Origin of the sequence: Pseudomonas sp. FGI182 (genome assembly GCF_000511325.1) — a bacterium.
Classification (GTDB): Bacteria; Pseudomonadota; Gammaproteobacteria; order Pseudomonadales; family Pseudomonadaceae; genus Aquipseudomonas; species Aquipseudomonas putida_Z.
This window is the reverse complement of sequence record NZ_CP007012.1, coordinates 4,212,739-4,235,846: the sequence shown is the minus strand read 5'-3', so window position 1 is coordinate 4,235,846 and position 23,108 is coordinate 4,212,739. Positions and strand designations below refer to the sequence as shown.

At 61.9% G+C, this 23,108-nt stretch carries 23 protein-coding genes, 4 tRNA genes and 1 pseudogene; 16 read left to right on the top strand and 12 right to left on the bottom strand.

Translation table 11 applies throughout. The annotated features are described in order from the left end of the window. The first annotated feature begins 8 nt into the window (after nucleotides 1–8). The 4 genes from C163_RS18685 (at nucleotide 9) to mgtE (ending at nucleotide 2,869) form a co-directional block, all read left to right on the top strand. Nucleotides 9–85, top strand: a tRNA-Arg gene (locus tag C163_RS18685). 71 nt (nucleotides 86–156) lie between these two features. Beyond that, a tRNA-Arg gene (locus C163_RS18680) sits at nucleotides 157–233 on the top strand. Nucleotides 234–306: 73 nt separating this feature from the next. Beyond that, nucleotides 307–383, top strand: a tRNA-Arg gene (locus C163_RS18675). Nucleotides 384–1,426: 1,043 nt separating this feature from the next. Further along, the gene (mgtE, locus tag C163_RS18670; RefSeq protein WP_025340118.1) at nucleotides 1,427–2,869 is read left to right on the top strand and encodes a magnesium transporter; all 1,443 of its coding nucleotides are present in this window, start codon (nucleotides 1,427–1,429) and stop codon (nucleotides 2,867–2,869) included. Between the two features lie 96 nt (nucleotides 2,870–2,965). On the opposite strand, the gene C163_RS18665 is transcribed toward mgtE, so the two are convergent. Beyond that, nucleotides 2,966–3,292 (bottom strand): Arc family DNA-binding protein, encoded by a 327-nt coding sequence (locus tag C163_RS18665; protein ID WP_012273554.1) that lies wholly within the window; start codon nucleotides 3,290–3,292, stop codon nucleotides 2,966–2,968. Between the two features lie 345 nt (nucleotides 3,293–3,637). On the opposite strand from C163_RS18665, the gene phnN reads away from it, so the two are divergent. The 3 genes and pseudogenes from phnN to C163_RS27550 form a co-directional block, all read left to right on the top strand. Beyond that, entirely contained in the window at nucleotides 3,638–4,231 is a 594-nt protein-coding gene (phnN, locus tag C163_RS18660; RefSeq protein ID WP_025340117.1) for a phosphonate metabolism protein/1,5-bisphosphokinase (PRPP-forming) PhnN, read from the top strand. Nucleotides 4,232–4,342: 111 nt separating this feature from the next. Beyond that, nucleotides 4,343–4,419 (top strand) — tRNA-Arg (locus C163_RS18655). 100 nt (nucleotides 4,420–4,519) lie between these two features. Then, a pseudogene (locus C163_RS27550) lies at nucleotides 4,520–4,711 on the top strand (MFS transporter); the annotation flags it as partial. Nucleotides 4,712–4,899: 188 nt separating this feature from the next. Here C163_RS27550 and C163_RS18645 read toward each other — a convergent pair. Both C163_RS18645 and C163_RS18640 read right to left on the bottom strand, forming a co-directional pair. Further along, on the bottom strand, nucleotides 4,900–5,226 hold the full coding sequence (locus C163_RS18645; RefSeq protein WP_025340115.1) for an AzlD domain-containing protein: 327 nt from the start codon (nucleotides 5,224–5,226) through the stop codon (nucleotides 4,900–4,902). Then, complete coding sequence (locus C163_RS18640) at nucleotides 5,223–5,957, bottom strand: AzlC family ABC transporter permease (RefSeq protein WP_025340114.1); 735 nt, start codon at nucleotides 5,955–5,957, stop codon at nucleotides 5,223–5,225. Before C163_RS18640 ends, C163_RS18645 begins: the two co-directional genes overlap by 4 nt. A gap of 121 nt (nucleotides 5,958–6,078) precedes the next feature. Here C163_RS18640 and C163_RS18635 point away from each other — a divergent pair, with 121 nt between their 5' ends. Together C163_RS18635 and C163_RS18630 are read left to right on the top strand one after the other, a co-directional pair. Continuing rightward, complete coding sequence (locus C163_RS18635) at nucleotides 6,079–6,957, top strand: LysR family transcriptional regulator (RefSeq protein WP_025340113.1); 879 nt, start codon at nucleotides 6,079–6,081, stop codon at nucleotides 6,955–6,957. Nucleotides 6,958–7,048: 91 nt separating this feature from the next. After that, nucleotides 7,049–8,047, top strand: a complete 999-nt coding sequence (locus tag C163_RS18630) for a diguanylate cyclase (RefSeq protein ID WP_025340112.1) — start codon at nucleotides 7,049–7,051, stop codon at nucleotides 8,045–8,047. A 243-nt stretch (nucleotides 8,048–8,290) separates the two neighbouring features. Here C163_RS18630 and lpdA read toward each other — a convergent pair whose 3' ends face one another. The 4 genes from lpdA to C163_RS18610 are packed head-to-tail and all read right to left on the bottom strand — an operon-like array spanning nucleotide 8,291 to nucleotide 13,252. Further along, a complete protein-coding gene (gene lpdA / locus C163_RS18625; protein WP_025340111.1) occupies nucleotides 8,291–9,670 on the bottom strand; it encodes a dihydrolipoyl dehydrogenase in 1,380 nt (459 codons plus the stop codon). 2 nt (nucleotides 9,671–9,672) lie between these two features. Further along, the gene (locus C163_RS18620; RefSeq protein WP_025340110.1) at nucleotides 9,673–10,959 is read right to left on the bottom strand and encodes a dihydrolipoamide acetyltransferase family protein; all 1,287 of its coding nucleotides are present in this window, start codon (nucleotides 10,957–10,959) and stop codon (nucleotides 9,673–9,675) included. Next, entirely contained in the window at nucleotides 10,960–12,018 is a 1,059-nt protein-coding gene (locus C163_RS18615; RefSeq protein WP_013973637.1) for an alpha-ketoacid dehydrogenase subunit beta, read from the bottom strand. Between the two features lies 1 nt (nucleotide 12,019). Further along, nucleotides 12,020–13,252 (bottom strand): 3-methyl-2-oxobutanoate dehydrogenase (2-methylpropanoyl-transferring) subunit alpha, encoded by a 1,233-nt coding sequence (locus C163_RS18610; protein WP_025340109.1) that lies wholly within the window; start codon nucleotides 13,250–13,252, stop codon nucleotides 12,020–12,022. 198 nt (nucleotides 13,253–13,450) lie between these two features. On the opposite strand from C163_RS18610, the gene bkdR reads away from it, so the two are divergent. Beyond that, nucleotides 13,451–13,936 (top strand): Bkd operon transcriptional regulator BkdR, encoded by a 486-nt coding sequence (gene bkdR / locus C163_RS18605; RefSeq protein WP_012273540.1) that lies wholly within the window; start codon nucleotides 13,451–13,453, stop codon nucleotides 13,934–13,936. Between the two features lie 81 nt (nucleotides 13,937–14,017). Here bkdR and C163_RS18600 read toward each other — a convergent pair whose 3' ends face one another. Next, entirely contained in the window at nucleotides 14,018–14,599 is a 582-nt protein-coding gene (locus tag C163_RS18600) for a hypothetical protein (RefSeq protein ID WP_025340108.1), read from the bottom strand. Nucleotides 14,600–14,846: 247 nt separating this feature from the next. Between C163_RS18600 and C163_RS18595 the strand changes: the two genes are divergently transcribed. Beyond that, nucleotides 14,847–16,187, top strand: a complete 1,341-nt coding sequence (locus C163_RS18595; protein ID WP_025340107.1) for an MFS transporter — start codon at nucleotides 14,847–14,849, stop codon at nucleotides 16,185–16,187. A gap of 340 nt (nucleotides 16,188–16,527) precedes the next feature. Here the strand turns inward: C163_RS18595 and C163_RS18590 are convergent, their stop codons facing one another. From C163_RS18590 to flgA, 4 genes are all read right to left on the bottom strand, one after another. Then, nucleotides 16,528–17,271 carry a flagellar brake protein gene (locus C163_RS18590; RefSeq protein WP_025340106.1) on the bottom strand — a complete coding sequence of 248 codons (744 nt, stop codon included), beginning with the start codon at nucleotides 17,269–17,271 and terminating at the stop codon, nucleotides 16,528–16,530. Nucleotides 17,272–17,351: 80 nt separating this feature from the next. Beyond that, nucleotides 17,352–17,819, bottom strand: coding sequence for a flagella synthesis protein FlgN (locus C163_RS18585; RefSeq protein WP_025340105.1), 468 nt, complete (start codon nucleotides 17,817–17,819; stop codon nucleotides 17,352–17,354). A gap of 49 nt (nucleotides 17,820–17,868) precedes the next feature. Next, nucleotides 17,869–18,183 carry a flagellar biosynthesis anti-sigma factor FlgM gene (gene flgM / locus C163_RS18580; RefSeq protein WP_025340104.1) on the bottom strand — a complete coding sequence of 105 codons (315 nt, stop codon included), beginning with the start codon at nucleotides 18,181–18,183 and terminating at the stop codon, nucleotides 17,869–17,871. A 164-nt stretch (nucleotides 18,184–18,347) separates the two neighbouring features. Then, nucleotides 18,348–19,100: a flagellar basal body P-ring formation chaperone FlgA gene (gene flgA / locus C163_RS18575; protein ID WP_025340103.1), complete on the bottom strand. Its 753-nt coding sequence runs from the start codon at nucleotides 19,098–19,100 to the stop codon at nucleotides 18,348–18,350. A gap of 77 nt (nucleotides 19,101–19,177) precedes the next feature. Between flgA and C163_RS18570 the strand changes: the two genes are divergently transcribed. The 5 genes from C163_RS18570 to flgD all read left to right on the top strand — a co-directional run bounded on the left by C163_RS18570 (nucleotide 19,178) and on the right by flgD (nucleotide 23,095). After that, nucleotides 19,178–20,107, top strand: coding sequence for a chemotaxis protein CheV (locus tag C163_RS18570; RefSeq protein WP_013973629.1), 930 nt, complete (start codon nucleotides 19,178–19,180; stop codon nucleotides 20,105–20,107). A 51-nt stretch (nucleotides 20,108–20,158) separates the two neighbouring features. After that, nucleotides 20,159–20,986 carry a protein-glutamate O-methyltransferase CheR gene (gene cheR / locus C163_RS18565; RefSeq protein WP_015271244.1) on the top strand — a complete coding sequence of 276 codons (828 nt, stop codon included), beginning with the start codon at nucleotides 20,159–20,161 and terminating at the stop codon, nucleotides 20,984–20,986. Nucleotides 20,987–21,524: 538 nt separating this feature from the next. Further along, entirely contained in the window at nucleotides 21,525–21,935 is a 411-nt protein-coding gene (gene flgB / locus C163_RS18560; RefSeq protein WP_025340102.1) for a flagellar basal body rod protein FlgB, read from the top strand. Nucleotides 21,936–21,937: 2 nt separating this feature from the next. Further along, entirely contained in the window at nucleotides 21,938–22,381 is a 444-nt protein-coding gene (gene flgC / locus C163_RS18555) for a flagellar basal body rod protein FlgC (RefSeq protein WP_025340101.1), read from the top strand. A 12-nt stretch (nucleotides 22,382–22,393) separates the two neighbouring features. Next, the gene (flgD, locus tag C163_RS18550) at nucleotides 22,394–23,095 is read left to right on the top strand and encodes a flagellar hook assembly protein FlgD (protein ID WP_025340100.1); all 702 of its coding nucleotides are present in this window, start codon (nucleotides 22,394–22,396) and stop codon (nucleotides 23,093–23,095) included. Nucleotides 23,096–23,108: the final 13 nt, after the last annotated feature.

The window sequence follows — 23,108 nt, the reverse complement described above, 5'->3', positions numbered from 1 at the left end:
CAAGACACGGACTCATAGCTCAGCTGGATAGAGTACTCGGCTACGAACCGAGCGGTCGGAGGTTCGAATCCTCCTGAGTCCGCCACTTTTGAAGTGGCTTTGTTTGCAAGGCTGCTTCAAACAACCAGTGGTAATCTGGTCTAAAACTACCATCGCGGACTCATAGCTCAGCTGGATAGAGTACTCGGCTACGAACCGAGCGGTCGCAGGTTCGAATCCTGCTGAGTCCGCCACTTTTTGAAGTGGCTCTGCTTGCAAAGGCACTTCAACCAACCAGTGGTAACCTGGTCTAAAAAATACCACCACGGACTCATAGCTCAGCTGGATAGAGTACTCGGCTACGAACCGAGCGGTCGGAGGTTCGAATCCTCCTGAGTCCGCCACACCAAATCAAGAAGCCCGCTCAAATGAGCGGGCTTTTTGTTTTTCTGCGCCAATGAATTGTTGGTGATGTCGATCTAAGCTCTTCTGTAGATTGAGCCTGTGCCTTTGGGGCCGCTGCGCGACCCTTTCGCGACACAAGGCCGCTCCTACAGAAGTACGCGATCCCTTGTAGGAGCGGCCTTGTGTCGCGATGGGCTGCAAAGCAGCCCCAAGATCGATCAGGCACCGCATGCACATCCGGGCACACAACAAATGTGGCGCCACACCAAATCAAGAAGCCCGCTCAATTGAGCGGGCTTTTTGTTTTTCTGTGCCAATGAATTGTTGGTGATGTCGATCTAAGCTCTTCTGTAGATTGAGCGTGTGCCTTTGGGGCCGCTGCGCGACCCTTTCGCGACACAAGGCCGCTCCTACAGAAGTACGCGATCCCTTGTAGGAGCGGCCTTGTGTCGCGATGGGCTGCAAAGCAGCCCCAAGATCGATCAGGCACCGCATGCACATCCGGGCACACAACAAATGTGGCGCCACACCAAATCAAGAAGCCCGCTCAATTGAGCGGGCTTTTTGTTTTTCTGTGCCAATGAATTGTTGGTGATGTCGATCTAAGCTCTTCTGTAGATTGAGCGTGTGCCTTTGGGGTCGCTGCGCGACCCTTTCGCGACACAAGGCCGCTCCTACAGAAGTACGCGATCCCTTGTAGGAGCGGCCTTGTGTCGCGATGGGCTGCAAAGCAGCCCCGAGATCGATCAGGCGCCGCATACACATCCGGGCACACAACAAATGTAACTTGACCGCCAGACCCACCGTCGCACTGATAGCTTCGAGCGTTGTCCCAGCTTTATCACGCAAACGATTGTTCTGGCCAAAATTTTAAGCGATCTGACAGCTTTAGCAGTGTATGATTGCGCCCGTCAGCCCCGCCGGGGCTTGTGGAAAACCACCATGGACTTACCCAGTAGTTACTCGCTAACAAGATTCATACAGAAAGATCTGTCCGATTGATTCTCCCGGCGTGCTCCGTTGCTGGGAGTGGAGTTCGCCTATGACTGAAGTAGAAGTAAAAAAAGCGCAGGAAAGCCTGCAGGACCGCCTGGCCCAGGTGGTCGAACTGCTGCAACGCCAGCGCGTGGTCGAAGACCTGACCCACCGTCAGGAAGGCGCCCACAACGACCTGGTGGAAAACCTGGTCCACCGCCAGAACCTCGTCGAGCTGCAGCGCAAGCTCGATGACCTGCACCCCGCCGACATCGCCTACATCCTCGAAGCCTTGCCCCTGGAAGACCGCCTGACGGTCTGGCAGCTGGTGCGCTCGGATCGCGATGGCGACATCCTGCTGGAAGTGTCCGACGCCGTGCGGCAATCGCTGATCGCCGACATGGACGATCACGAACTGCTCGCCGCCGCCAAGGAAATGGACGCCGACGAGCTGGCCGACCTGGCTCCTGAGCTGCCGCGTGACGTTGTTCACGAGCTGATGGAAACCCTCGATGCCCAGCAACGCGAGCGCGTGCGTTCGGCGCTGAGCTACGACGAGGAGCAGGTTGGTGCGCTGATGGACTTCGAGATGGTCACCATCCGCGAAGACGTCAGCCTGGAAGTGGTGTTGCGCTACCTGCGCCGCCTGAAAGAGCTGCCGAACCACACCGACAAACTGTTCGTGGTCGACTATGACGGCATTCTCAAGGGCGTATTGCCGATCAAGCGCCTGCTGGTCAATGACCCGGAAAAGAAGGTGGCGGAGGTCATGGCGACCGACCCGGTCTCCTTCCACCCCGAGGAAGATGCCTATGATGCGGCGCAGGCCTTCGAGCGTTATGACCTGGTATCTGCACCGGTCGTGGACAAGAACGAACGCCTGATCGGCCGCTTGACCATCGACGAAATGGTCGACCTGATTCGTGAAGAAAGCGAAAGCGAAGTGCTGAACATGGCCGGTTTGCGCGAGGAAGAAGACATCTTCGCCTCGGTCTGGCGTTCGCTGCGCAACCGCTGGGCCTGGTTGGCCATCAACCTGATTACCGCTTTCGTTGCGTCGCGAGTGATTGGCCTGTTCGAAGGTTCGATCGAGAAGCTGGTGGCCCTGGCTGCGCTGATGCCGATCGTGGCGGGTATTGGTGGCAACTCCGGTAACCAGACCATCACCATGATCGTGCGCGCCATGGCGCTGGACCAGGTGTCGCCGGGCAACACCAGCCGCCTGATGCGCAAGGAGCTGGCGGTATCGCTGCTCAACGGCCTGATCTGGGGCGGGGTGATCGGTGCGGTGGCGTTCTGGCTGTATGGCAGCTGGTCGTTGGGCCTGGTGATGACTGCGGCGATGACCTTGAACCTGCTGTTGGCGGCCTTGATGGGAGTGTTGATCCCGATGACCCTGACGCGCCTGGGGCGCGACCCGGCGATGGGCTCCAGCGTGATGATTACCGCGGTGACCGACAGCGGCGGGTTCTTCATCTTCCTCGGGCTGGCCACGCTGTTCCTGCTGTAGCCCGCGGTCCCCAAACAAACGGATCGCGTCTCTTGCAGGATCACCATCCACAAAAAAGCCAGCTTACGCTGGCTTTTTCATGTTCGGCTGCAAACCTCAGGAGGCGTCGGTAGCCATTTCCACATCGTGAGCGATGAGGGCGACCAGCGCGTTCTGCTGGCGGTGCGACAGTTGGCGGAAGCGTTGCAGCAACTCGCGTTCATGCAGGGACAGTTCAGGGCTGTCCAGGCGCATGCTCAACTCGTCACCCAGCGCACCTTCCTGGATAAGGCTCTGTTCCAGGCGCGCGATGATTTCGGAGTTCATGCTGCGGTGATGGTTGCGCGCTACCTCGGCAATGCGCTCACGCATCCCGTCTGGCAGGCGGACGACGAACTTGTCAGCGGTGCGGCTCGAATAAATAGCCTGTTTCATTGGGCGCATATAAATTGACCGGATTTTGGTTCAGGGGAAGCGGTTCTCAAATTGGCCGCACGGGGTGGTAGTACGACCGTGGCGACGACGAAATGTTCAACCGTCTGTGAAAAATGGATGCTCATCTTGCCTCATGGTCGCCGTTTCCTTGGCGTCAATTCTGTGACAAATAGTGAGCCGGATAAAGGCTTTGTGCCAGTACCAATTATCAGAAATGAGTACTGGTTTGAAAAGTTTTACATGTTCCGACTTGTCCAATCGTCAGACTTTTGCCGTCAAAAACTGGTAAAAAGCAGCAAAAGGCTGGGAAAGCCCCTAGAATGTGCCGGTTTCCCTCCATAGAGCATAGTGGCTATGCAACATGACGCAAGCGACCGCCAATCAGGGACAGGTCGGTTGATATATCTGGTAGGACCGTCGGGTTCCGGGAAAGATTCCCTGATCGATGCTTCTCGTGAGCGATTGGCAGCCGCCGGGGTGGAAATCGCCCGTCGCGTCATTACCCGGTCGGCCGAAGCCAAGGGCGAAGCCGCCCATGGAGTCACGGCCGAACAGTTCGAAGCACTGCGCGCGCAAGGCGCGTTCGCCATGCATTGGCGAGCCAATGGCCTGGATTACGGCATTCCACTGCAGGTGGACCATTGGCTGGCGGAGGGCAGGGCGGTGCTGGTGAATGGTTCGCGGGCTTATCTGGCCGAGGCGCGTCGGCGCTACCCGAACCTGTTGGCAGTGCTGGTCGAGGTCCGGCACGAGGTGCTGCGCGAGCGCTTGGTGGCCCGCGGCCGGGAAAGCGCAGAGGAAGTCGAGCAGCGCCTGGCACGTAATGCTCGCTTGCAGGCGCTGGCCGATCCGTCGCTGCATGTGCTGGACAACTCCACCACCCTGGAAACCGCGGTCGCCGCATTGTTCGCGCTGTTGCGTGATGAAGGCGTGCTGCCGCAGGTGTAGCATTGGCAGAAAAGGATTACGCGAAAAAGCCCGCTTGAGGCATGACAAACGCCAGCATGCTGGTTAACATGCTGGCCGTCCTGCTGTGCAGCGTCCGCTGCCGGTACTTGCGTCTCAGTAGCTCAATTGGATAGAGCATCCCCCTCCTAAGGGGAAGGTTGCAGGTTCAATTCCTGCCTGGGACGCCATTTCCTATCTCCCATACCCCCTCACCCAGCGTTGGCCAGCAACTATGGCGTGGTCCTGGTGCAACTCAGCCAGTCGCTACAACAGTCCGTGCTCGGAGAGGGTCCGACAACTTCCCTGTCGCGTATCGGTGCCGCCATCGGCACCTACCTGGTGCCCATGTCGCTGTAGTCGCTCGGCATTGCCAACACCATGATCGTGGCGTTTGGCATTTCAATGGTCGGGCTGCTCTGCACCTGGCTGATGGCGCCCGAGACACGCTCGCTGGACCTGGCCAAGGCCAGCGCGGTCTGATACTGCGAGAAGCCGCCGAGCTGACGCTGGCCGTGTAGGAGCGGCCTTGTGTCGCGAAAGGGCTGCGCAGCAGCCCCGGCCATATCAGCTGTGAAGCCAAAATCCTGGGGCCGCCTTGCGGCCCTTTCGCGACACAAGGCCGCTCCTACAGGGGCCGTGTAGAGCAGGAATATCAGCGCTGACGCATCCTACATCCCCAAATGCTTCAAGGCCCACAGCACTCCCATGCCCACAATCAGCGTCAGCATCGTGCTGCGCGTACGCCACGCCACCAGCGCGGCCAGTATCGCCGCTGGTATCTGCGGGTTCATCCAGTCGAACCCCGCCTGCCTGTCAGGGAATACCACAGCCGGCAGTACCAATGCCGCCAGCACACTGGCCGGCACATACGCCAGGGCGCGGCGAAACAGTGGCGGGATGCGCAACACCGTGTGCAACTCGATGAACGACAGGCGGATGGCGAAGGTGCCCAGGCCGATCAGAATGAAGGTTATCCACTGGGTCGTTTCGCTCATGATGCTTCCTGCTCGGTATTGGCGTCTGTCACGGTTTGCTGTTTTTGCCAGCTCTCGATGGCCAGCCCGGCGATGATGCCGCCCAGCGCGCCAGTCAGCAGGCCGAGGTTGTAGGGCAGGTTGGCGGCCAGCACGGCGAGCACGCCGCCGGTCAGCGCTGCGCCAAGCGTGGCCGCATTGCGAATGCCGGGTATCAACAGGGCCAGGAATGACAATGGAATGGCAAAGCCCAGCGACCAGTCTTCAGGAATGCTCGCGCCCAGGTACATGCCCGCCAGCACCGAGAGGTTCCAGCCGAAGAACATGGTGATTGCCGTACCGGCATAGTAGGGGTAGGCATGCTGCCCGAGCCCGCCCGAGCCCATCTTCAGCGTGCACAGGGCGAAGGACTGATCTGACAGCATGTACGCCAACGGCCACTTTTGGCGGCGCGGCAGCTGGCCCAGGTGCGGGGCCAGGCTGGCGCTGTACATCAGGAAGCGCAGGTTGATCACCAGCGCGGTGACTACCATGGTCACCGGCAGGGCGGCGCTTTGCATCAACTGCATCACCACCATTTGCGCCGAACCGGAGTAGAACAGCAAGGTCATGCCGATGGCATCGGTTGGCGACAGGCCCATGCCGATCGCCGTGACCCCGGTGATCAGGCCGAAGGGCACGATGCCGGAGGTCAATGGCAGGGCGCTGTGGGCACCTTGCCTGAACGCTTGGGTCCCGTTTGGATACGGCATTTGAAATCCTTGAAAGTGTGCAGACGGTGCAAGGGCGGTACGTCCACGTTAATGCGCGCGACAATTGGCCTCAACGTCAGATTTCTGGAATAGTAGGCCTAAAAAAAATAGGCCTGAAACCGTGTACCTCGATACTCCTACCCGGCACTCGCTGCAGCTCAATGCCCTGCGTGCCTTCGAAGCGTCAGCCCGCCTGGGCGGTTTTGCCCGTGCCGCACTCGAGCTGAAGGTGACCCCGGGGGCCATCGCCGCCCTGGTCAAGACCCTGGAAAGCGAATATGGCGCAGCCTTGTTCGAGCGCCATGCCAAAGGCGTGCGCCTGACGCCCTTGGGCGAAAGCGTGAAAGGCCAGTTCACCGAGGCGTTCGACGCCGTGGAAGCCGCTGCACGCACACTGCGCCGCCTGGCCGCACCGCAGCGAGTGCATATCGTCACATCCCCTGCCTTGGCGCAGTTGTGGATCGGGCCACGCCTGCCGGAACTGACCCGGCTGCTGGCACCCATAGAGATCTCGGTGACGGCGGTGGATGAGCCGCCCAACCTGAAGCGCAGCCCGTTCGACCTGTGCCTGTTCTACACCGAAAAGCCCGAGCGCTGGCAACGCAGGATAGCCACGGAAGAAGTCCTGCCCGTGTGCGTGCCGGCCCTGGCCGCCAGCATCGCCAAGCCCGAGGACCTTGCCGACGCCCGTTGCATCGCCGACGTGGGCTGGAACGACTGGGCGGTGTGGACGGGGGCGGTGATGCCCGGGCACAAGTTCGTTGCCCGTGGGCCGGGTTTTTCCCTGTACTCGATCGCCCTGCAGCAAGCCTTGCTGGCCGCCGGGGTGCTGATAGGGCGCAGAAGCCTGGTGCAACGCTACCTCGACAGCGGCGAACTGGTCGCCCCCATCGACCGCGCGGTGCCACTGGGCATGACCATCGCCGCATGGCGGCTGCCGGGTGCCAAGGGCAACCAGGTGGTTGCCGCAGTGGAGGAGGCGCTGTTGCAGTTGGCTTGAGCGTCCTCGATCCATGCCTGTCCTCAGCGCCGCAAAAACAGGGCGTCGGGGCTATTCTGTTCGGGTGCGCCAGAAGCCAGGGAGAGCGTCCATGAGTCAGGAAACCCGGCCGGTACCCGCCGGCTTCAGTGAACAGCAGTTGCATACGTTGTTCGATCTGATCAGCGATGGTATCTGGGACTGGAATGCCAATACCGGCTACGTCTATCGCAACCCGGGCTGGTACGCCATGCTCGGCTACCCCAGTCACTCCATGGCCAACTCGGTGCTCACCTGGGAAAGCGTGATCCACCCGGAGGACTACTCGCGGGTGATGGCGCATTTCGAGGCGTACATCAACCAGCGCAACGAGCACTACCTGGTCGAATACCGCTGCCGTTGCCACGATGGCAGCTACCTGTGGATCGAAGACAGCGGCTACATCATCGCCCATAACGAGGACGGCTCGGTGGCGCGCATGCTCGGTGCCCACCGCAACATCGACGCCAACAAGCGCCTGGTGGCGCAACTGGAGCAGAGGAACCAGTCGCTGGAAAGCCAGGTGGCCGAACGCACCCGCGAGCTGTCCTGGGTGAACCAGCAGTTGCAGCGGCAGCTGGATGAAAACCGCGAGCTGGCCGAGCGCGACGCGTTGACCCGCGTTGCCAACCGCTATCGGCTGGAGAAGGCGCTGCAACTGGAGTGCGAGCGTGCCAAGCGCTTTCGCCAGCCGTTGTCGCTGATAGCCATGGACGTGGACGATTTCAAGCCGATTAATGACCGCTATGGCCATGCCCGTGGCGATGCGGCGCTGGTGCGGGTGGTCGACGTCCTGCGTACCTGTCTGCGGCAGCAGGACCTGCTGGCGCGCTGGGGTGGGGACGAGTTCGTCATCGTATTGCCGCAGGCCTCGCTGGGCGAGGCGCTGGAGGTGGCAGCACGCTTGCGCCAGGCGATGGTGCAGGTGGAGCCGGTGGGCGATTGCCGGCTGACCATGAGCTACGGCGTGGTGCAATGGCAGGAAGGAGAGGACCAGCATGCACTGCTGGCGCGTGCCGACACGGCGCTGTACCGGGCCAAAGATGCTGGCAAGAACGCGATAGCCGAATAGGCCGCCTGGCGCAGATCCCCTGTAGGAGCGGCCTTGTGTCGCGAAAGGGCTGCGAAGCAGCCCCAGGGTTTCAGCGAGGATGCACAAATTGCCGGGGCTGCTACGCAGCCCTTTCGCGACACAAGGCCGCTCCTACAGCGGTCGCGCTAGCTTCAGCGTCTTGGACCGCCGTAAGGCCTGAATGAAAAAAGACCCGCAACGCCTGGAGCGCTGCGGGCCAAATCGGCCTGGGCCGCTTCAGTGTCAGATATGCAGGGCGTGGCCCAGGGCGCGCAGTGCCGCTTCCTGTACCGCCTCACCCAGTGTCGGGTGGGCATGGATGGTGCCGGCCACATCCTCCAGGCACGCGCCCATCTCCAGCGACTGGGCAAACGCCGTCGACAACTCGGAAACCGCCACGCCAACCGCCTGCCAACCCAGGATCAGGTGGTTGTCACGGCGCGCCACCACCCGCACGAAACCGCTTTTCGATTCCAGACTCATGGCCCGGCCATTGGCAGCAAACGGGAACTGCGCGACGATGCAGTCCAGCCCTTGCTGGCTGGCTTGTTCCGGGGTCTTGCCGACCACCACCACTTCCGGGTCGGTGAAACACACCGCGGCGATCGCGCTGGGTTCGAAACGGCGTGCCTTGCCCGCGATGATCTCGGCGACCATCTCGCCCTGGGCCATGGCCCGGTGCGCCAGCATCGGTTCGCCGGCCACGTCGCCGATGGCCCAGACGTTGCGCATGCTGGTCTGGCAGCGCTCGTCGATGGCGACGGCGGCGCCGTTCATCTTCAGGTCCAGGCACTCCAGGTTGAAACCTTGCGTGCGCGGCCGACGGCCCACGGCCACCAGCACCTGGTCGGCTTCCAGGCGCAATTGCCCACCCTGGCCATCACGGGCCAGCAGGCAGCCGCCTTCGTAACCCTCGACGCTGTGGCCCAGGTGCAGGGTGATGCCCAGTTTCTTCAGCGATTCGGCCACCGGTGCGGTCAGCTCGCTGTCGTAGGTCGGCAGGATGCGCTCGCGCGCTTCCACCACGCTGACCCGTGCGCCCAGCTTGCGGTAGGCGATGCCCAGCTCCAGGCCAATGTAGCCGCCGCCCACCACCACCAGGTGCTGCGGCAGGGTTTTCGGCGCCAGGGCTTCGGTCGAGGAAATGATCGGCCCGCCCAGCGGCAGCATCGGCAGTTCGACACTGCTGGAGCCAGTGGCCAGCAACAGGTGCTCGCACTGGATACGCTGGCCATCGACCTCGACCTGCTTGCCGTCGAGCACCTTCGCCCAGCCATGGATCACCTTGACCCCGTGCTTTTTCAGCAGGGCGGCGACGCCGGTGGTCAGGCGGTCGACGATGCCGTCCTTCCAGGCCACGCTCTGGCCGATGTCGAGGCGCGGCGAGGAGACGCTGATGCCCAGCTCCGACGGGCCGGCAAAGCGCGAGGTCTGGTGGAACTGCTCGGCCACGTGGATCAGCGCCTTGGACGGGATGCAGCCGATGTTCAGGCAGGTACCGCCCAGTGCCTGGCCTTCCACCAGCACGGTGGGTATGCCCAGTTGCCCGGCGCGGATGGCAGCCACGTAGCCGCCAGGGCCGCCGCCGATAATCAACAGGGTAGTCTGGATAGTCTGTTGCATGCTCACTCCACGAACAGGCAGGCGGGTTGTTCGAGCAGGCCGCGCACGGCCTGGATGAACAGCGCGGCGTCCATGCCATCGACCACGCGGTGGTCGAACGAGCTGGACAGGTTCATCATCTTGCGCACGACGATCTGGCCGTCGATCACCACAGGCCGCTCGACCATGCGGTTGACGCCGACGATCGCCACTTCCGGGGTGTTGACCACCGGCGTGCTGACGATACCGCCCAGGGCGCCCAGGCTGGTCAGGGTGATGGTCGAACCGGACAGCTCGTCGCGGCTGGCCTTGTTGTTGCGGGCAGCGTTGGCCAAGCGTGAGATCTCGCCGGCATTGCTCCACAGGCTGCCAGCTTCGGCATGGCGCAGCACCGGCACCATCAGGCCGTTGTCACCCTGGGTGGCGATGCCCACATGCACCGCGCCATGGCGGGTGATGACCTGGGCTTCGTCGTCATAGGTGGCGTTGATCTGCGGGAAGTCGCGCAGTGCCACGACCAGGGCACGCACCAGGAACGGCAGCAGGGTCAGCTTGCCGCGGCTGTCGCCGTGCTTGCTGTTGAGTTGCTGGCGCAGGGCTTCCAGGGCGGTGACGTCGATTTCTTCCACATAACTGAAGTGCGCGACCCGGCGCTTGGCGTCCTGCATGCGCTGGGCGATCTTGCGACGCAGGCCGATCACCGGCACCTGCTCGCTGTCGGTGCGCTTGGCATAGCCGCTCGGCGCTTGTCCGCCAGTGCTGTGCGGCTTGCTCATGAAGGCGTCGAGGTCTTCGTGCAGGATGCGCCCGGCCGGGCCGCTGCCATGCACGTAACGCAGTTCGATACCGGCATCCAGGGCACGCTTGCGCACCGCCGGCGAGGCCAGCGGCTTGTCGCCTGGCTGGCGCGGCACGATCGGGGCTGCCTCGTGGTTGACGGGCGCCTGGCACGCGGCCGGTCTTGCTTCCTTCTGCGGCTCTGGCTTGGCGGCTACCGGGGCAGCGGGAGCCTCGACCTGTTCGGGCTTTGGCACATCCTTGGTGGGCACATCCACATGGTTGCCGCTGCCTTCCACTTCGATGCGGATCAGCTCGCTGCCGACCGCCATCACTTCACCGGGCTGCCCACCCAGGGCCAGCACCTTGCCGCTGACCGGCGAAGGGATTTCCACGGTAGCCTTGTCGGTCATGACGTCGGCCACTACCTGGTCTTCGGCGATCATGTCGCCGACCTTGACGAACCACTCGACCAACTCGACCTGCGCGATGCCTTCGCCAATGTCCGGCATCTTGATGACGTGCGTGCCCATTCAGACCTCCATGACCTTTTTCAATGCCGCACCTACCCGCGAAGGCCCTGGGAAGTAAGCCCATTCCTGTGCGTGGGGGTAGGGGGTGTCCCAGCCGGTGACGCGCTCGATCGGCGCCTCCAGGTGGTGGAAGCAGTGTTCCTGCACCAGCGACACCAGTTCGGCGCCGAAGCCGCAGGTGCGGGTGGCCTCGTGTACCACCACGCAGCGGCCGGTCTTTTTCACCGACTCGACGATGGTGTCCAGGTCCAGCGGCCACAGGCTGCGCAGGTCGATCACCTCGGCGTCGACGCCGGTTTCTTCGGCGGCCACCTGGGCCACGTACACCGTGGTGCCGTAGGTCAGCACGGTCACGTCATTGCCGGGGCGGGTAATGGCCGCCTTGTCCAGCGGCACGCTGTAGTAGCCATCGGGCACGGCGCTTTGCGGGTGCTTCGACCACGGCGTGACAGGGCGGTCGTGGTGGCCGTCGAACGGGCCGTTGTACAGGCGCTTGGGTTCCAGGAAGATCACCGGGTCATCGCATTCGATCGAGGCGATCAGCAGGCCCTTGGCGTCATACGGGTTGGACGGCATGACAGTGCGCAGGCCGCACACCTGGGTGAACATCGCTTCCGGGCTCTGGCTGTGGGTCTGGCCGCCATAGATCCCGCCACCGCAGGGCATGCGCAGGGTCAGCGGGGCGATGAATTCGCCGGCCGAACGGTAACGCAGGCGCGCCATCTCGGAAACGATCTGGTCGGAGGCCGGGTAGAAGTAGTCGGCGAACTGGATTTCCACCACCGGGCGCAGGCCGTAGGCACCCATGCCCACGGCGGTGCCGACGATGCCGCTCTCGGAGATCGGCGCGTCGAACACACGGGACTTGCCGTACTTGTTCTGCAGGCCTTCGGTGCAGCGGAACACGCCGCCGAAGTAACCGACGTCCTGGCCGTAGATCACCACATTGTCGTCGCGCTCGAGCATGACATCCATGGCCGAGCGCAGGGCCTGGATCATGGTCATGGTAGTGGTGGCCATGGCGGTTTCCGGGTTGATGCTGTTGTTGTGGTCGTTCATGTCAAACCCCCAGTTCCTGGCGTTGACGGCGCAGGTGGTCGGGCATTTCCTTGTACACGTCCTCGAACATCGAGGCGGCACTCGGGATGTGACCGTTGGCTAGGGTGCCGTACTGCTCGGCTTCCTTCTGCGCGGCAATCACCGCTGCTTCCAGCTCGGCAGTGGTGGCCTGGTGTTCTTCCTCGGACCAGTGGCCGATCTTGATCAGGTGCTGCTTCAGGCGGGCGATCGGGTCGCCGAGCGGGAAGTGGCTCCAGTCATCGGCCGGGCGGTACTTGGACGGGTCGTCCGAGGTCGAGTGCGGGCCGGCACGGTAGGTGACCCACTCGATCAGGCATGGGCCCAGGCCGCGACGGGCGCGTTCTGCGGCCCAGCGCGAGGCGGCGTACACGGCGACGAAGTCGTTGCCGTCAACCCGCAGCGAGGCAATGCCGCAACCCACGCCACGGCCGGCGAAGGTAGTCGACTCGCCACCGGCGATGGCCTGGAAGGTGGAGATCGCCCACTGGTTGTTGACCACGTTGAGGATCACCGGGGCGCGGTACACGTGGGCGAAGGTGAGGGCGGTGTGGAAGTCCGACTCGGCGGTTGCGCCGTCGCCGATCCACGCCGAGGCGATCTTGGTATCGCCCTTGATCGCCGAGGCCATGGCCCAGCCGACCGCCTGCACGAACTGGGTCGCCAGGTTGCCGCTGATGGTGAAGAAACCGGCGTCGCGTACCGAATACATGATCGGCAGCTGGCGGCCCTTGAGCGGGTCACGCTCGTTGGACAGCAGCTGGCAGATCATCTCGACCAGCGACACGTCGCGGGCCATCAGGATGCTTTGCTGGCGGTAGGTGGGGAAGCACATGTCGGTGCGGTTCAGCGCCAGGGCCTGGCCGCTGCCGATGGCTTCTTCACCCAGGCTCTGCATGTAGAAGGACATCTTCTTCTGGCGCTGGGCGACCACCATGCGGCTGTCGAAAATCCGTGTCTTGAGCATGGCGCGCATGCCCTGACGGAGAATTTGCGGGTCGATGTCTTCGGCCCACGGGCCTTGCGCGTCGCCTTGCTCGTCGAGCACGCGGATCAGGCTGTAGGACAGGTCCGCGGTGTCGGCAGCGTCGACATCGACTGGGGGTTTACGGGCTTGACCTGCATCGTTCAGGCGCAGGTAGGAGAAATCGGTCTGGCAGCCTGGCCGGCCGGTAGGCTCGGGCACATGCAAACGCAGGGGGGCGTACTCGTTCATGCTTTTTACGCTCGCTCGGGTATTTGTTTTTGTGAGCTCTGAAGCGGCCGCCGCTGAGTACCGGCTTGTGACTGGTAGGTCAGCGTCCCCTACATCTTAGTGGGCCGGCAGGAGAATTTTTCTCTCAAGTTGATTGCCTTTGCCGAGCAGGGCAGATAAACATTCCGTATAAACACAAAAAACCGGTGATTTTGTCTCATGCGCAAACTCGATCGTACCGATATCGGCATTCTCAACAGCCTGCAGGAAAATGCCCGCATCACCAACGCCGAGCTGGCCCGCTCGGTGAACCTGTCCCCCACACCCTGCTTCAACCGGGTGCGGGCCATGGAAGAACTGGGGGTGATCCGCCAGCAGGTGACCTTGCTGTCGCCCGAGGCGTTAGGGCTGGACGTTAACGTGTTCATCCATGTGAGCCTGGAAAAACAGGTCGAGCAGTCGTTGCATCGTTTCGAGGAGGAAATTGCCGAACGGCCCGAAGTAATGGAGTGCTACCTGATGACGGGCGATCCGGACTACCTGTTGCGGGTACTGCTGCCCAGCATCCAGGCGCTGGAACGGTTTCTGGATTACCTGACGCGGTTGCCAGGGGTGGCCAACATCCGTTCCAGTTTCGCCTTGAAGCAGGTGCGCTACAAGACGGCCTTGCCGCTGCCGGCCAATGGCATGACCTTGCGGGAATAAGTGTGGTCTGACTGATGATTGGCCTTGGCAATGCCTCTTTGATTCCGAGAGGCAGGGCCTTCGCAGGTGTGATGCCGGGTGTCAGGCTAGCCGGATGTTCTCCAGGTAGAACGTGAGTATCTCTCCCGGCGTTGCGCTTGCATTCAGAAAACTGTCAAAGGTGAGGGACAGGTCTGTGGATGCATCTTCAGGCCTTGTCGATGCAACACGATGGCCGTGTTTGTCGCGCAGGTAGAACGGAACGCTATCGGCGCTGTTCAGGTTGCCATTCCAATAATCTTGTGTATCGATTTTCCAGTAGTCGCCAAGGCCTGCCAGTTGCGGCTTGAAGTTCGCCACGGCATCCGTGACTCTGCCGATTACGCCTGTCCCATACAGGCCGAGCCAGCCTCTGGAATTTTGCTCAAGCCTCGCGCCTGCGAATTTCCAGTGGTTGTTGCACGAGATGTAGTAGAGGTCCCGTCCCTTCTCCGATGTGATGTACTTGAAATCGAATGCGATACGTACGATCTCGTCCCGCGCATGCGCCTTTCGGTGATTATCGACACACAACCAGCCGTCCTCATCCAGCCATGTGAATGGGTGTTGCCCGACGGATGATTCTGCAACTACCACTCGGCCTGCATGGGTATGCAGTTCGGCGGTGAAGTCAGCTTTGATCATGTAACCTCCAGTCTCAGTTGCTCCCGGGATGGGAAGAGGCAAGCTAAACCTTCGGCTGGTGAACAATGAGATGGAAACGCTTGGAGCGCAGCTTGGTCCCATGATGCAAGTGCATGATCACGACATGACCGACACTGGACGCGCCCTTGATTCACGATTTGTCAGGCAGGGGACTGCGCCGCAGCAATTTTGCTTTTATGCTTGGCTGCAACCCATCGCCACCTGACCCGGGAGCCGCAAGGGACTTATGCGAAATATCTGGAAGCCGTTTCAGTCGTTGTATTTCGCCGCGCTGATGATGTTGATCGGCTCGGGCCTGCTCAGTACCTACCTGGCCCTGCGCCTGGCAGCCGATCATGTCGACAGCCTGTGGGTGGGTGCCTTGATGGCGGCCAACTACTTTGGCCTGGCGGTAGGCGGCAAGGTCGGCCACCGGTTGATTGGCCGGGTAGGGCACATTCGCGCCTATGCCACTTGCGCCGGCATCGTCGGCGCGGCGGTGCTCGGCCATGGCTTGACCAGTTGGCTGCCGGCCTGGGTCGGTTTGCGAATGATCGTCGGCCTGGGGATGATGTGCCAGTACATGGTCATCGAGAGCTGGCTGAACGAGCAGGCCGACGTGAAGCATCGCGGCGCGGTGTTCAGCGGCTACATGATCGCCTCGTACCTGGGCCTGGTGCTCGGCCAGCTGATCCTGGTGGTGCACCCACAGCTTGGCCTGGAGCTGCTGATGCTGGTGGCCATGTGTTTCACCCTGTGCCTGGTACCGGTCGCCATGACCCGGCGCATTCACCCGGCGCCGTTGCGCCCGGCACCGATGGAGCCGAAGTTCTTCATCAAGCGCGTGCCGCAGTCGCTCAGCACGGTGCTGGGTTCGGGGCTGATCGTCGGCTCGTTCTATGGCCTGGCGCCCTTGTATGCCTCCAGCCAGGGCATGACTACCGAGCAGGTCGGTCTGTTCATGGGTAGCTGCATCTTTGCCGGCCTGCTGGTGCAGTGGCCGCTGGGCTGGTTGTCTGACCGCTACGATCGGGCAGTGCTCATCCGCAGCGTGGCGGTGGGGTTGGCGCTGGCCTCGGCGCCGCTGGCGATGTTGCCCAGCGTGCCGCTGGAGTTGCTGTTCGGCATAGGTTTCGTGATTTCGTTGCTGCAGTTCTGCCTGTACCCGCTGGCGGTGGCGTTTTCCAACGACCATGTGGAAAGCGAACGGCGGGTGTCGCTGACCGCGATGCTGCTGGTGACCTACGGCGTGGGCGCGTGTATCGGGCCGCTGGCGGCAGGCGTGCTGATGAAGGTGCTGGGCCCGCAGATGCTGTATGCCTTCTTCGTGTTCTTTGCCCTGGTGCTGGTGTGGCGCATTCGGCCGAAGGCGGTCACTGGGCTGCACCAGGTGCAGGATGCGCCTTTGGGCCACGTTGCCATGCCGGCTGCCGGTTCGCCGCTGTCGGCGGCGCTGGACCCACGGGTGGATGAGCAGACGGTACAGGAGGTGATGCAGGCACCGGTGGCGGCGGAGGATACCGAGGCGGAAGAGAAGGGGACTGACAAGGAGCCTGAGCCAGAAGGTGAGGTCAGCAAGTCGGTGTAGGCCTGTGCCGGCCTCTTCGCGGGCACGCCCGCTCCCACAGCGACCGCGCAGCGTTCAAGGCATGCGTTGTACCTGTGGGAGAGCTGTCGCGTAGATAGCTGGATCCGCAAGCAGTACGCGTACCCTGTGGGAGCGGCTTTAGCCGCGAAGAATCCAACGCGGTGCATGGCACCGGCTGCGCCGGTGTTCGCGGCTAAAGCCGCTCCCACAGAGTCCCTGCTAATTCAATGAGTTATGTGCAGTTTTATGGGAGCGGGCGTGCCCGCGAAGAGGCCGGCACAGGAGAAGCACAAATGAAAACGCCACCTTGATAGGTGGCGTTTTTGTACTCGGCCGACGATCAATAGTCGTCCTTGTCGAACCGCCGCGCTTCACGCTGCAACTGGTACACGAAGCTCTCGACCTTGCGCTGCGCCTGCCCGGTAAGGTTATGGAAGCGCACGCCGGCAAAGGTGGTGTTGATCCGCTCTTCATAGTGCAGGTGGCGCAGCTCGACCATGGTGTCGACCAGGCCCAGCGGGTTGCCCGCCTTGAAACGCTCGTACACCTGGCCCAGTTGCAGGCGATCCTCGACATTGCCTTCGAAGCGCAGTTTGCAGCCGGTGGCGGAGATGTCCAGCAGCTTGCCACGCAGGGCGCCGTTGCCCTTGAGGTGGGCGCCATCGAGGATGACATCGACCAGCTGCGACAGCTTCAGTGCGGCGCGGAACGCATTGCGGCGCTGGTGGTAGGTCATCTCCAATGGCATGGCGCCGCGGTAGCAGCGGTGGCCGTCGACTTCGCTGATCTTCAGCTCGTGGTTGCAGTCCCAGGCGATGCGCACGCCATCGTGGAAGCCTTCGACGCGGAAGTGTTCGCCGTTCTCGATGAACTTTTCACCGTCGCGCGGGATCATCTCGTCCAGCGCCAGGGTGTTGCTTTCACGGTCCACGTGCACCACGTAGCTCTGGAAGCGCTGGCTGCGGTCGTGGAAGGTGATGATCAGGGGGTCGTGGCTTTCCTGCAGCTGCCGCAAGTTGGCCGCAATCTCCAAAGGGGTGTTCAGCACCTTTGGCGGCTGCGGGGCATCGGATTCATTGAACACGGCTTATCGTTCTCCAGGCAAAAGCGACACACGCAATTAACGGCATTTTGCCAGTATGTTCCGTGCCTTGATAGAAAAAATCACACTTGGCTGAGCGCCCGTGGCTTGGCCAACGGCGAGGTGCTGCCGCGGCTGTCGTAGAGCGACGGAGAATCGCCGCCCATGAGGATCCGGATCTGGTTGTTGGTGACGTGTTGCTGCACCTGGATGATCCGGCCATTGGTCTGGTTGACCTGCTGGCAGTTGTCCATCAGCTGCGAGAGCATGTCGAGCCGCTGCAGCATCGCTTCGCCATGGGGCGATTGCGCAGCCACCACCTGCACACCGGCCCGATCGGCGCTCAGGCCCAGGCTGCCGAGCAACTGGCTGCGGCGCTGGCCGTGCTGCTCGAGCAAGATGATCAACGACTGCTTGCGCGCCAGGATCTGTTCCAGCAGCGGCATGTCGCGGCCATGCAGGGCGATCGCTTCCTTTTGCAGAAGGTCAAGCAGTTCCTGCATGGGGGCAATGTCATCTTCGATCAGTTGCAGCAAGGTGGTGTCGTGCATGGCTAACTCTTGGCTTTTCTAGCGTCCGTGAAGTCAGCGCGCCGAACGGTCAGCGCTGGGCTTCGAAATCGAGCAGTTTGCTGGCGACCCGGCCGGCATCGACCTGGTAGCTGCCGTCGGCGATCGCCTGTTTCAACTGGGCCACACGGGCACTGTTGACCACTGGCTCATCGCGCAGCTTGTCGCTGATCTTCTGCAACTGCTGGGCCTCTTGGCTGAGGTGTACCGCTTCTCCGCTGGCGCTGGTGGCGGTTGCCGCTTCCTGGCTGGCTGCCGGTTTTTCGGCGCTGCCGTTCGCGGTGTTGCCGCGCACGCCGCCCGTGACGGACGGAGAGTTATTCAAACGACTGAAGTCGATGACCATGATCAGAAACCTCTGGGTATTTGGACGCTTGCCTTGTTTTCGGCCAACCCGAAAGAAACTTTAGGCACAAATGCATAGCCGCCTGTCAGCAAGCTCGCGAACCCGTTTTCTGACACAGTTTAGGAAAAGCGGTTCCTCACCGCCAGCGCAAATCAATGGGCTGGCTACATACTTACTTCGACCTGGCCGGGGCCGGTCACCCTGGCCTTGATCACCCGTTTGGAATTGAGGTTGCGCACCCGGATCTGTTCGCTCAGGCCGCCCTTGCTCAGGGCTTCTCCGGGCATGCGCACACTCAGGCTGCCACTGCGGGCGATGATCACCACGTGGTCGCCCTTGCGCACTACCTCGGCCTGTTCCAGGTGTTGCGGGGTGAGTACCTGGTCGATCACCGTGGGGCGCAGCATCTTCATGCCCACCGCCTGCTCCAGTTCGGTCAAGAAGCCTTGGCCCAGGGTGCCGACATCGCGCTCGCGCAGGGCCACGTCGCCTTCGCCCACCACGTTGTCGCGCTTGAGCGGCCGGGTCACCACCACCACGTCGCGGAACAGCCGCACGGTGGCCGGCACGAATACGGTCCAAGGCGCCGTGCCTTCGCAGCGCACCTTTACCGTGACGCGGCCCAGCGGCTGGGCCGGGCTTTCCAGCGAGGCGTCCAGTTGCTGGCTGCACAGCGGCATGCGCAGGCGCGGGTCCAGCGGGTTGACCTGGATCTCGTAACGGCCGGCGGTCTGGGTGGTTGCCAGATAATCTTCGACGCTGAATTCAAGAAACCCTTGAGTGACACCGATAAGCTGTTCAGGCAAGGTAAACGCGTCCGCTACCGTGCGAACGCCGGGCACCAGAAGGCACAGCATGGCCAGCGAGCCAGTCAGCAGGCGCGTCAATCGTCGGAAAAATGTCGTTTTCGTGTACATGGCGCTCAAAAAAGCAAAGCCCGTGCCGACTCGCTATCTGAGTTGCAACGAAAGGCTGAAACATAAAGGAGTCTGGCATGGCAGGTGTTATGGATTCGGTCAACCAGCGCACGCAGCTGGTGGGGCAGAATCGCCTGGAATTGCTGCTGTTCCGCCTCAATGGCGAGCAGCTTTACGGCATCAACGTATTCAAGGTCAGGGAAGTGCTGCAATGCCCTGCGCTGACCCTGCTGCCCAAGGCGCACCCGGTGGTGCGCGGTGTTGCCAATATACGCGGGGCGACCATCCCGATCCTCGACCTGTCGATGGCCACCGGGTTGCGGCCGCTGCAGGAAGACACGCGCAACAGTTTCGTGATCATCACCGAGTACAACACCAAGACCCAAGGCTTCCTGGTGCATTCGGTGGAGCGCATCGTCAACATGAACTGGGAAGAAATCCATCCGCCACCCAAGGGCACCGGCCGCGACCACTACCTGACCGCAGTCACTCGGGTGGACAACCGCATGGTCGAGATCATCGATGTGGAGAAGGTGCTGGCCGAAGTGGCGCCGTCGTCCGAGTCGGTGTCGGCCGGGGTGATCGATGCCGAGGTGCAGGACAAGGCCGTGCTGCTGCGGGTGCTCACCGTCGACGATTCGTCGGTGGCGCGCAAGCAGGTCAGCCGCTGCCTGCAGACCGTGGGGGTCGAGGTGGTGGCGCTTAATGATGGCCGTCAGGCCCTGAACTACCTGCGCCAGCTGGTGGATGAGGGCAAGAAGCCGGAAGAAGAGTTCCTGATGATGATCTCGGACATTGAAATGCCGGAAATGGACGGCTATACGCTAACGGCGGAGATCCGCAGCGATCCGCGCATGCAAAAATTGCACATCTGCCTGCATACTTCGCTTTCCGGGGTGTTCAACCAGGCGATGGTCAAGAAGGTCGGTGCCGATGACTTCCTGGCCAAGTTCAAGCCGGACGACCTGGCCCAGCGGGTGGTCGACCGGATCAAGGCAGCGCATTGAAGCAGCCGGGGGCAGGCCCCCGGCACCAGTGATTTAAAAGAGGCGGCAGTAGTGTCTACGGGTAATTTGGATTTCGAACAGTTCCGGGTCTTCCTGGAGAAAGCCTGTGGCATCCTGCTGGGCGAGAATAAGCAGTACCTGGTCTCCAGCCGTCTCAACAAGCTGATGGAGCAACAGGGCATCAAGAGCCTGGGCGAGCTGGTGCAGCGCATCCAGGCCCAGCCGCGTGGCGGCTTGCGCGAGCAGGTGGTCGATGCCATGACCACCAACGAGACCCTGTGGTTTCGCGATACCTACCCGTTCGAGGTGCTGAAGAACAAGGTCATCCCCGAGTTCATCCGCAACAACCCCGGCCAGCGCCTGCGCATGTGGTCGGCGGCCTGTTCGTCGGGGCAGGAGCCGTATTCCATCTCGATGGCCATCGACGAATTCGAGCGCAGCAACCTCGGCCAGTTGAAGATGGGCGCGCAGATCGTTGCCACTGACCTGTCCGGCACCATGCTGACCAACTGCAAGACCGGCGAGTACGACAGCCTGGCGATTGCCCGTGGCTTGTCCCAGGAGCGCCTGCAGCGCTACTTCGACACCAAGGGGCCGGGGCGTTGGGCGGTCAAGCCGGCGATTCGCAGCCGTGTCGAGTTCCGCTCGTTCAACCTGCTCGACAGCTATGCCAGCCTGGGCAAGTTCGATGTGGTGTTTTGCCGTAACGTGCTGATCTATTTCTCGGCACAGGTGAAGAAGGACATCCTGTTGCGTATCCACAGTACCTTGAAGCCGGGTGGGTATCTGTTCCTCGGGGCTTCGGAGGCGCTGAACGGGCTGCCGGACCATTACCAGATGGTGCAGTGCAGCCCGGGGATCATCTACCAGGCGAAGTAGGGCTAGATGCCGAGCAGGGTTAGGCTTAATGGTTGTGGTGCCTGGAAGATCGAGTGCCGCCCGCGCGGCGCTTCGCGGGGCAAGCCCGCTCCCACATTTGTTGCAACGTGCCGAACCTGACAGGCCATGGTTGTCAGCCTTGGTGGGCTGACTGGATTTCTGGGTTGGCACTGCTGCCGCCTCATCTGTCTCGAGCCATGCACCAAGGCTGACAGCGCCTCTCCCACAGACATGGCCACGTTGCAACAAATGTGGGAGCGGGCTTGACCCGCGAAGCGCCGCGCGGGCGGCGCTCGATCTTCCAGGCGAAACACTTCTATCGCCGAACCCTGACGTCAATTTTTTGTTTTGCCGCTTTTGCCGCCCGGCAATTGCCGCTTTCGTGCCCGAAGGCGGAAGGCCTTTGCCGCTTTTCTGGCATCACTCTGACAGCACCTTGCCCTGCAAGCCCGTATTTCCGGGCTTTATGTTGGTTGGCACAGCCCTTGCTATACCTTGCCCAACGATATTCCGGCCAACCTCCGAAGGTTTCCCCGACATGAGCATCAGTTTCGACAAGGCGCTTGGTATTCACGAAAAGGCCCTGGGCTTCCGCGCCCAGCGTGCCGAAGTGCTGGCCAACAACATCGCCAACGCCGACACGCCCAACTACAAGGCGCGCGACATGGACTTCGCCTCGGTGCTCGCTGCCGAAAGCGACAAGCAGCAGAGTGGCGGCCGTTTCAGCCTCGATCGTACCAACAGCCGCCATATCGAGGCCGAGGGCCTGGCCATGGCCGACGATACCCTCAAGTACCGCACGCCAACGCAGCCGTCGATCGACCAGAACACCGTGGACGCGCAGATCGAGCAATCGAACTACACCGAAAACGCCATCGGCTTCCAGGCCAGCTTCACCTTGCTCAACAGTAAATTCAAAGGGCTGGTTTCGGCCCTGCGGGGAGAATGACCATGTCCCTTTCCAGTGTCTTCAACATTGCCGGTAGCGGCATGAGTGCGCAGAACACGCGCCTGAACACCGTTGCTTCCAACATCGCCAACGCCGAGACCGTGTCCTCGAGCATCGACCAGACCTACCGCGCCCGCCACCCGGTGTTCGCCACCACCTTCCAGGACGCACAGGCCGGCGGCAGCCAGTCGCTGTTCGAAGATCAGGGCGAGGCAGGGCAGGGCGTGCAGGTAAAAGGCATCGTCGAGGACCAGAGCAACCTGGAGGCCCGTTACGAGCCCAACCATCCGGCGGCGAACAAGGACGGCTACGTCTACTACCCGAACGTCAACGTGGTCGAGGAGATGGCTGACATGATCTCCGCCAGCCGCGCGTTCCAGACCAACGCCGAGCTGATGAATACGGCCAAGAGCATGATGCAGAAAGTCCTGACCCTGGGGCAGTGATAGGAAGCCGACATGACCACCACCAATTCCACCACCGAGGTCGGTAGCGCGTACCTGACCTCGCTGCAGAAGCAGACGTCGAAGACCGACAGCAGCACCGGCGCTGCCGGCAGCGCCCTGGGCAAGGATGCATTCCTGCAGCTGCTGGTTACCCAGATGAAGAACCAGAACCCGCTCGACCCGCAGGAGAACGGCGAGTTCGTGGCGCAGCTGGCGCAGTTCAGCAGCCTCGAAAGCATGCAGTCGCTGAATGATTCGGTGACCTATATCGCGGCGGGCCTGCAGTCATCCCAGGCCTTGCAGGCGTCGTCACTGGTCGGGCGCAACGTAATTGTCGAGACCAACAAGGCTGTGGTCGACACCAGCAAGGAAATGAAAGGCACGATCAATCTGACGTCGTCCAGTACTGCCACCTCGGTGGGCATCTACGACAAGGACGACAAGCTGGTGCGCACCATCGACCTGGGTACTCAGAAAGCCGGCAAGATCGACTTTACCTGGAATGGCCTGGATGACGACGGCGAAGCCGTGGCAGCAGGTACCTACACCTTCAAGGCCACCGCCTCGATCGATGGCAAGGCCACCACCATGACCACCAACCTGCCGGCCTCGGTCACTAGTGTGACCATGGGCACCAACGGTTCGGAGATGACGCTCAACCTCGCTGGGCTGGGCAGTGTTGCGCTTTCCAAAATCCAAAGCATCGGCATCTAGGGCCTGAGCAAAA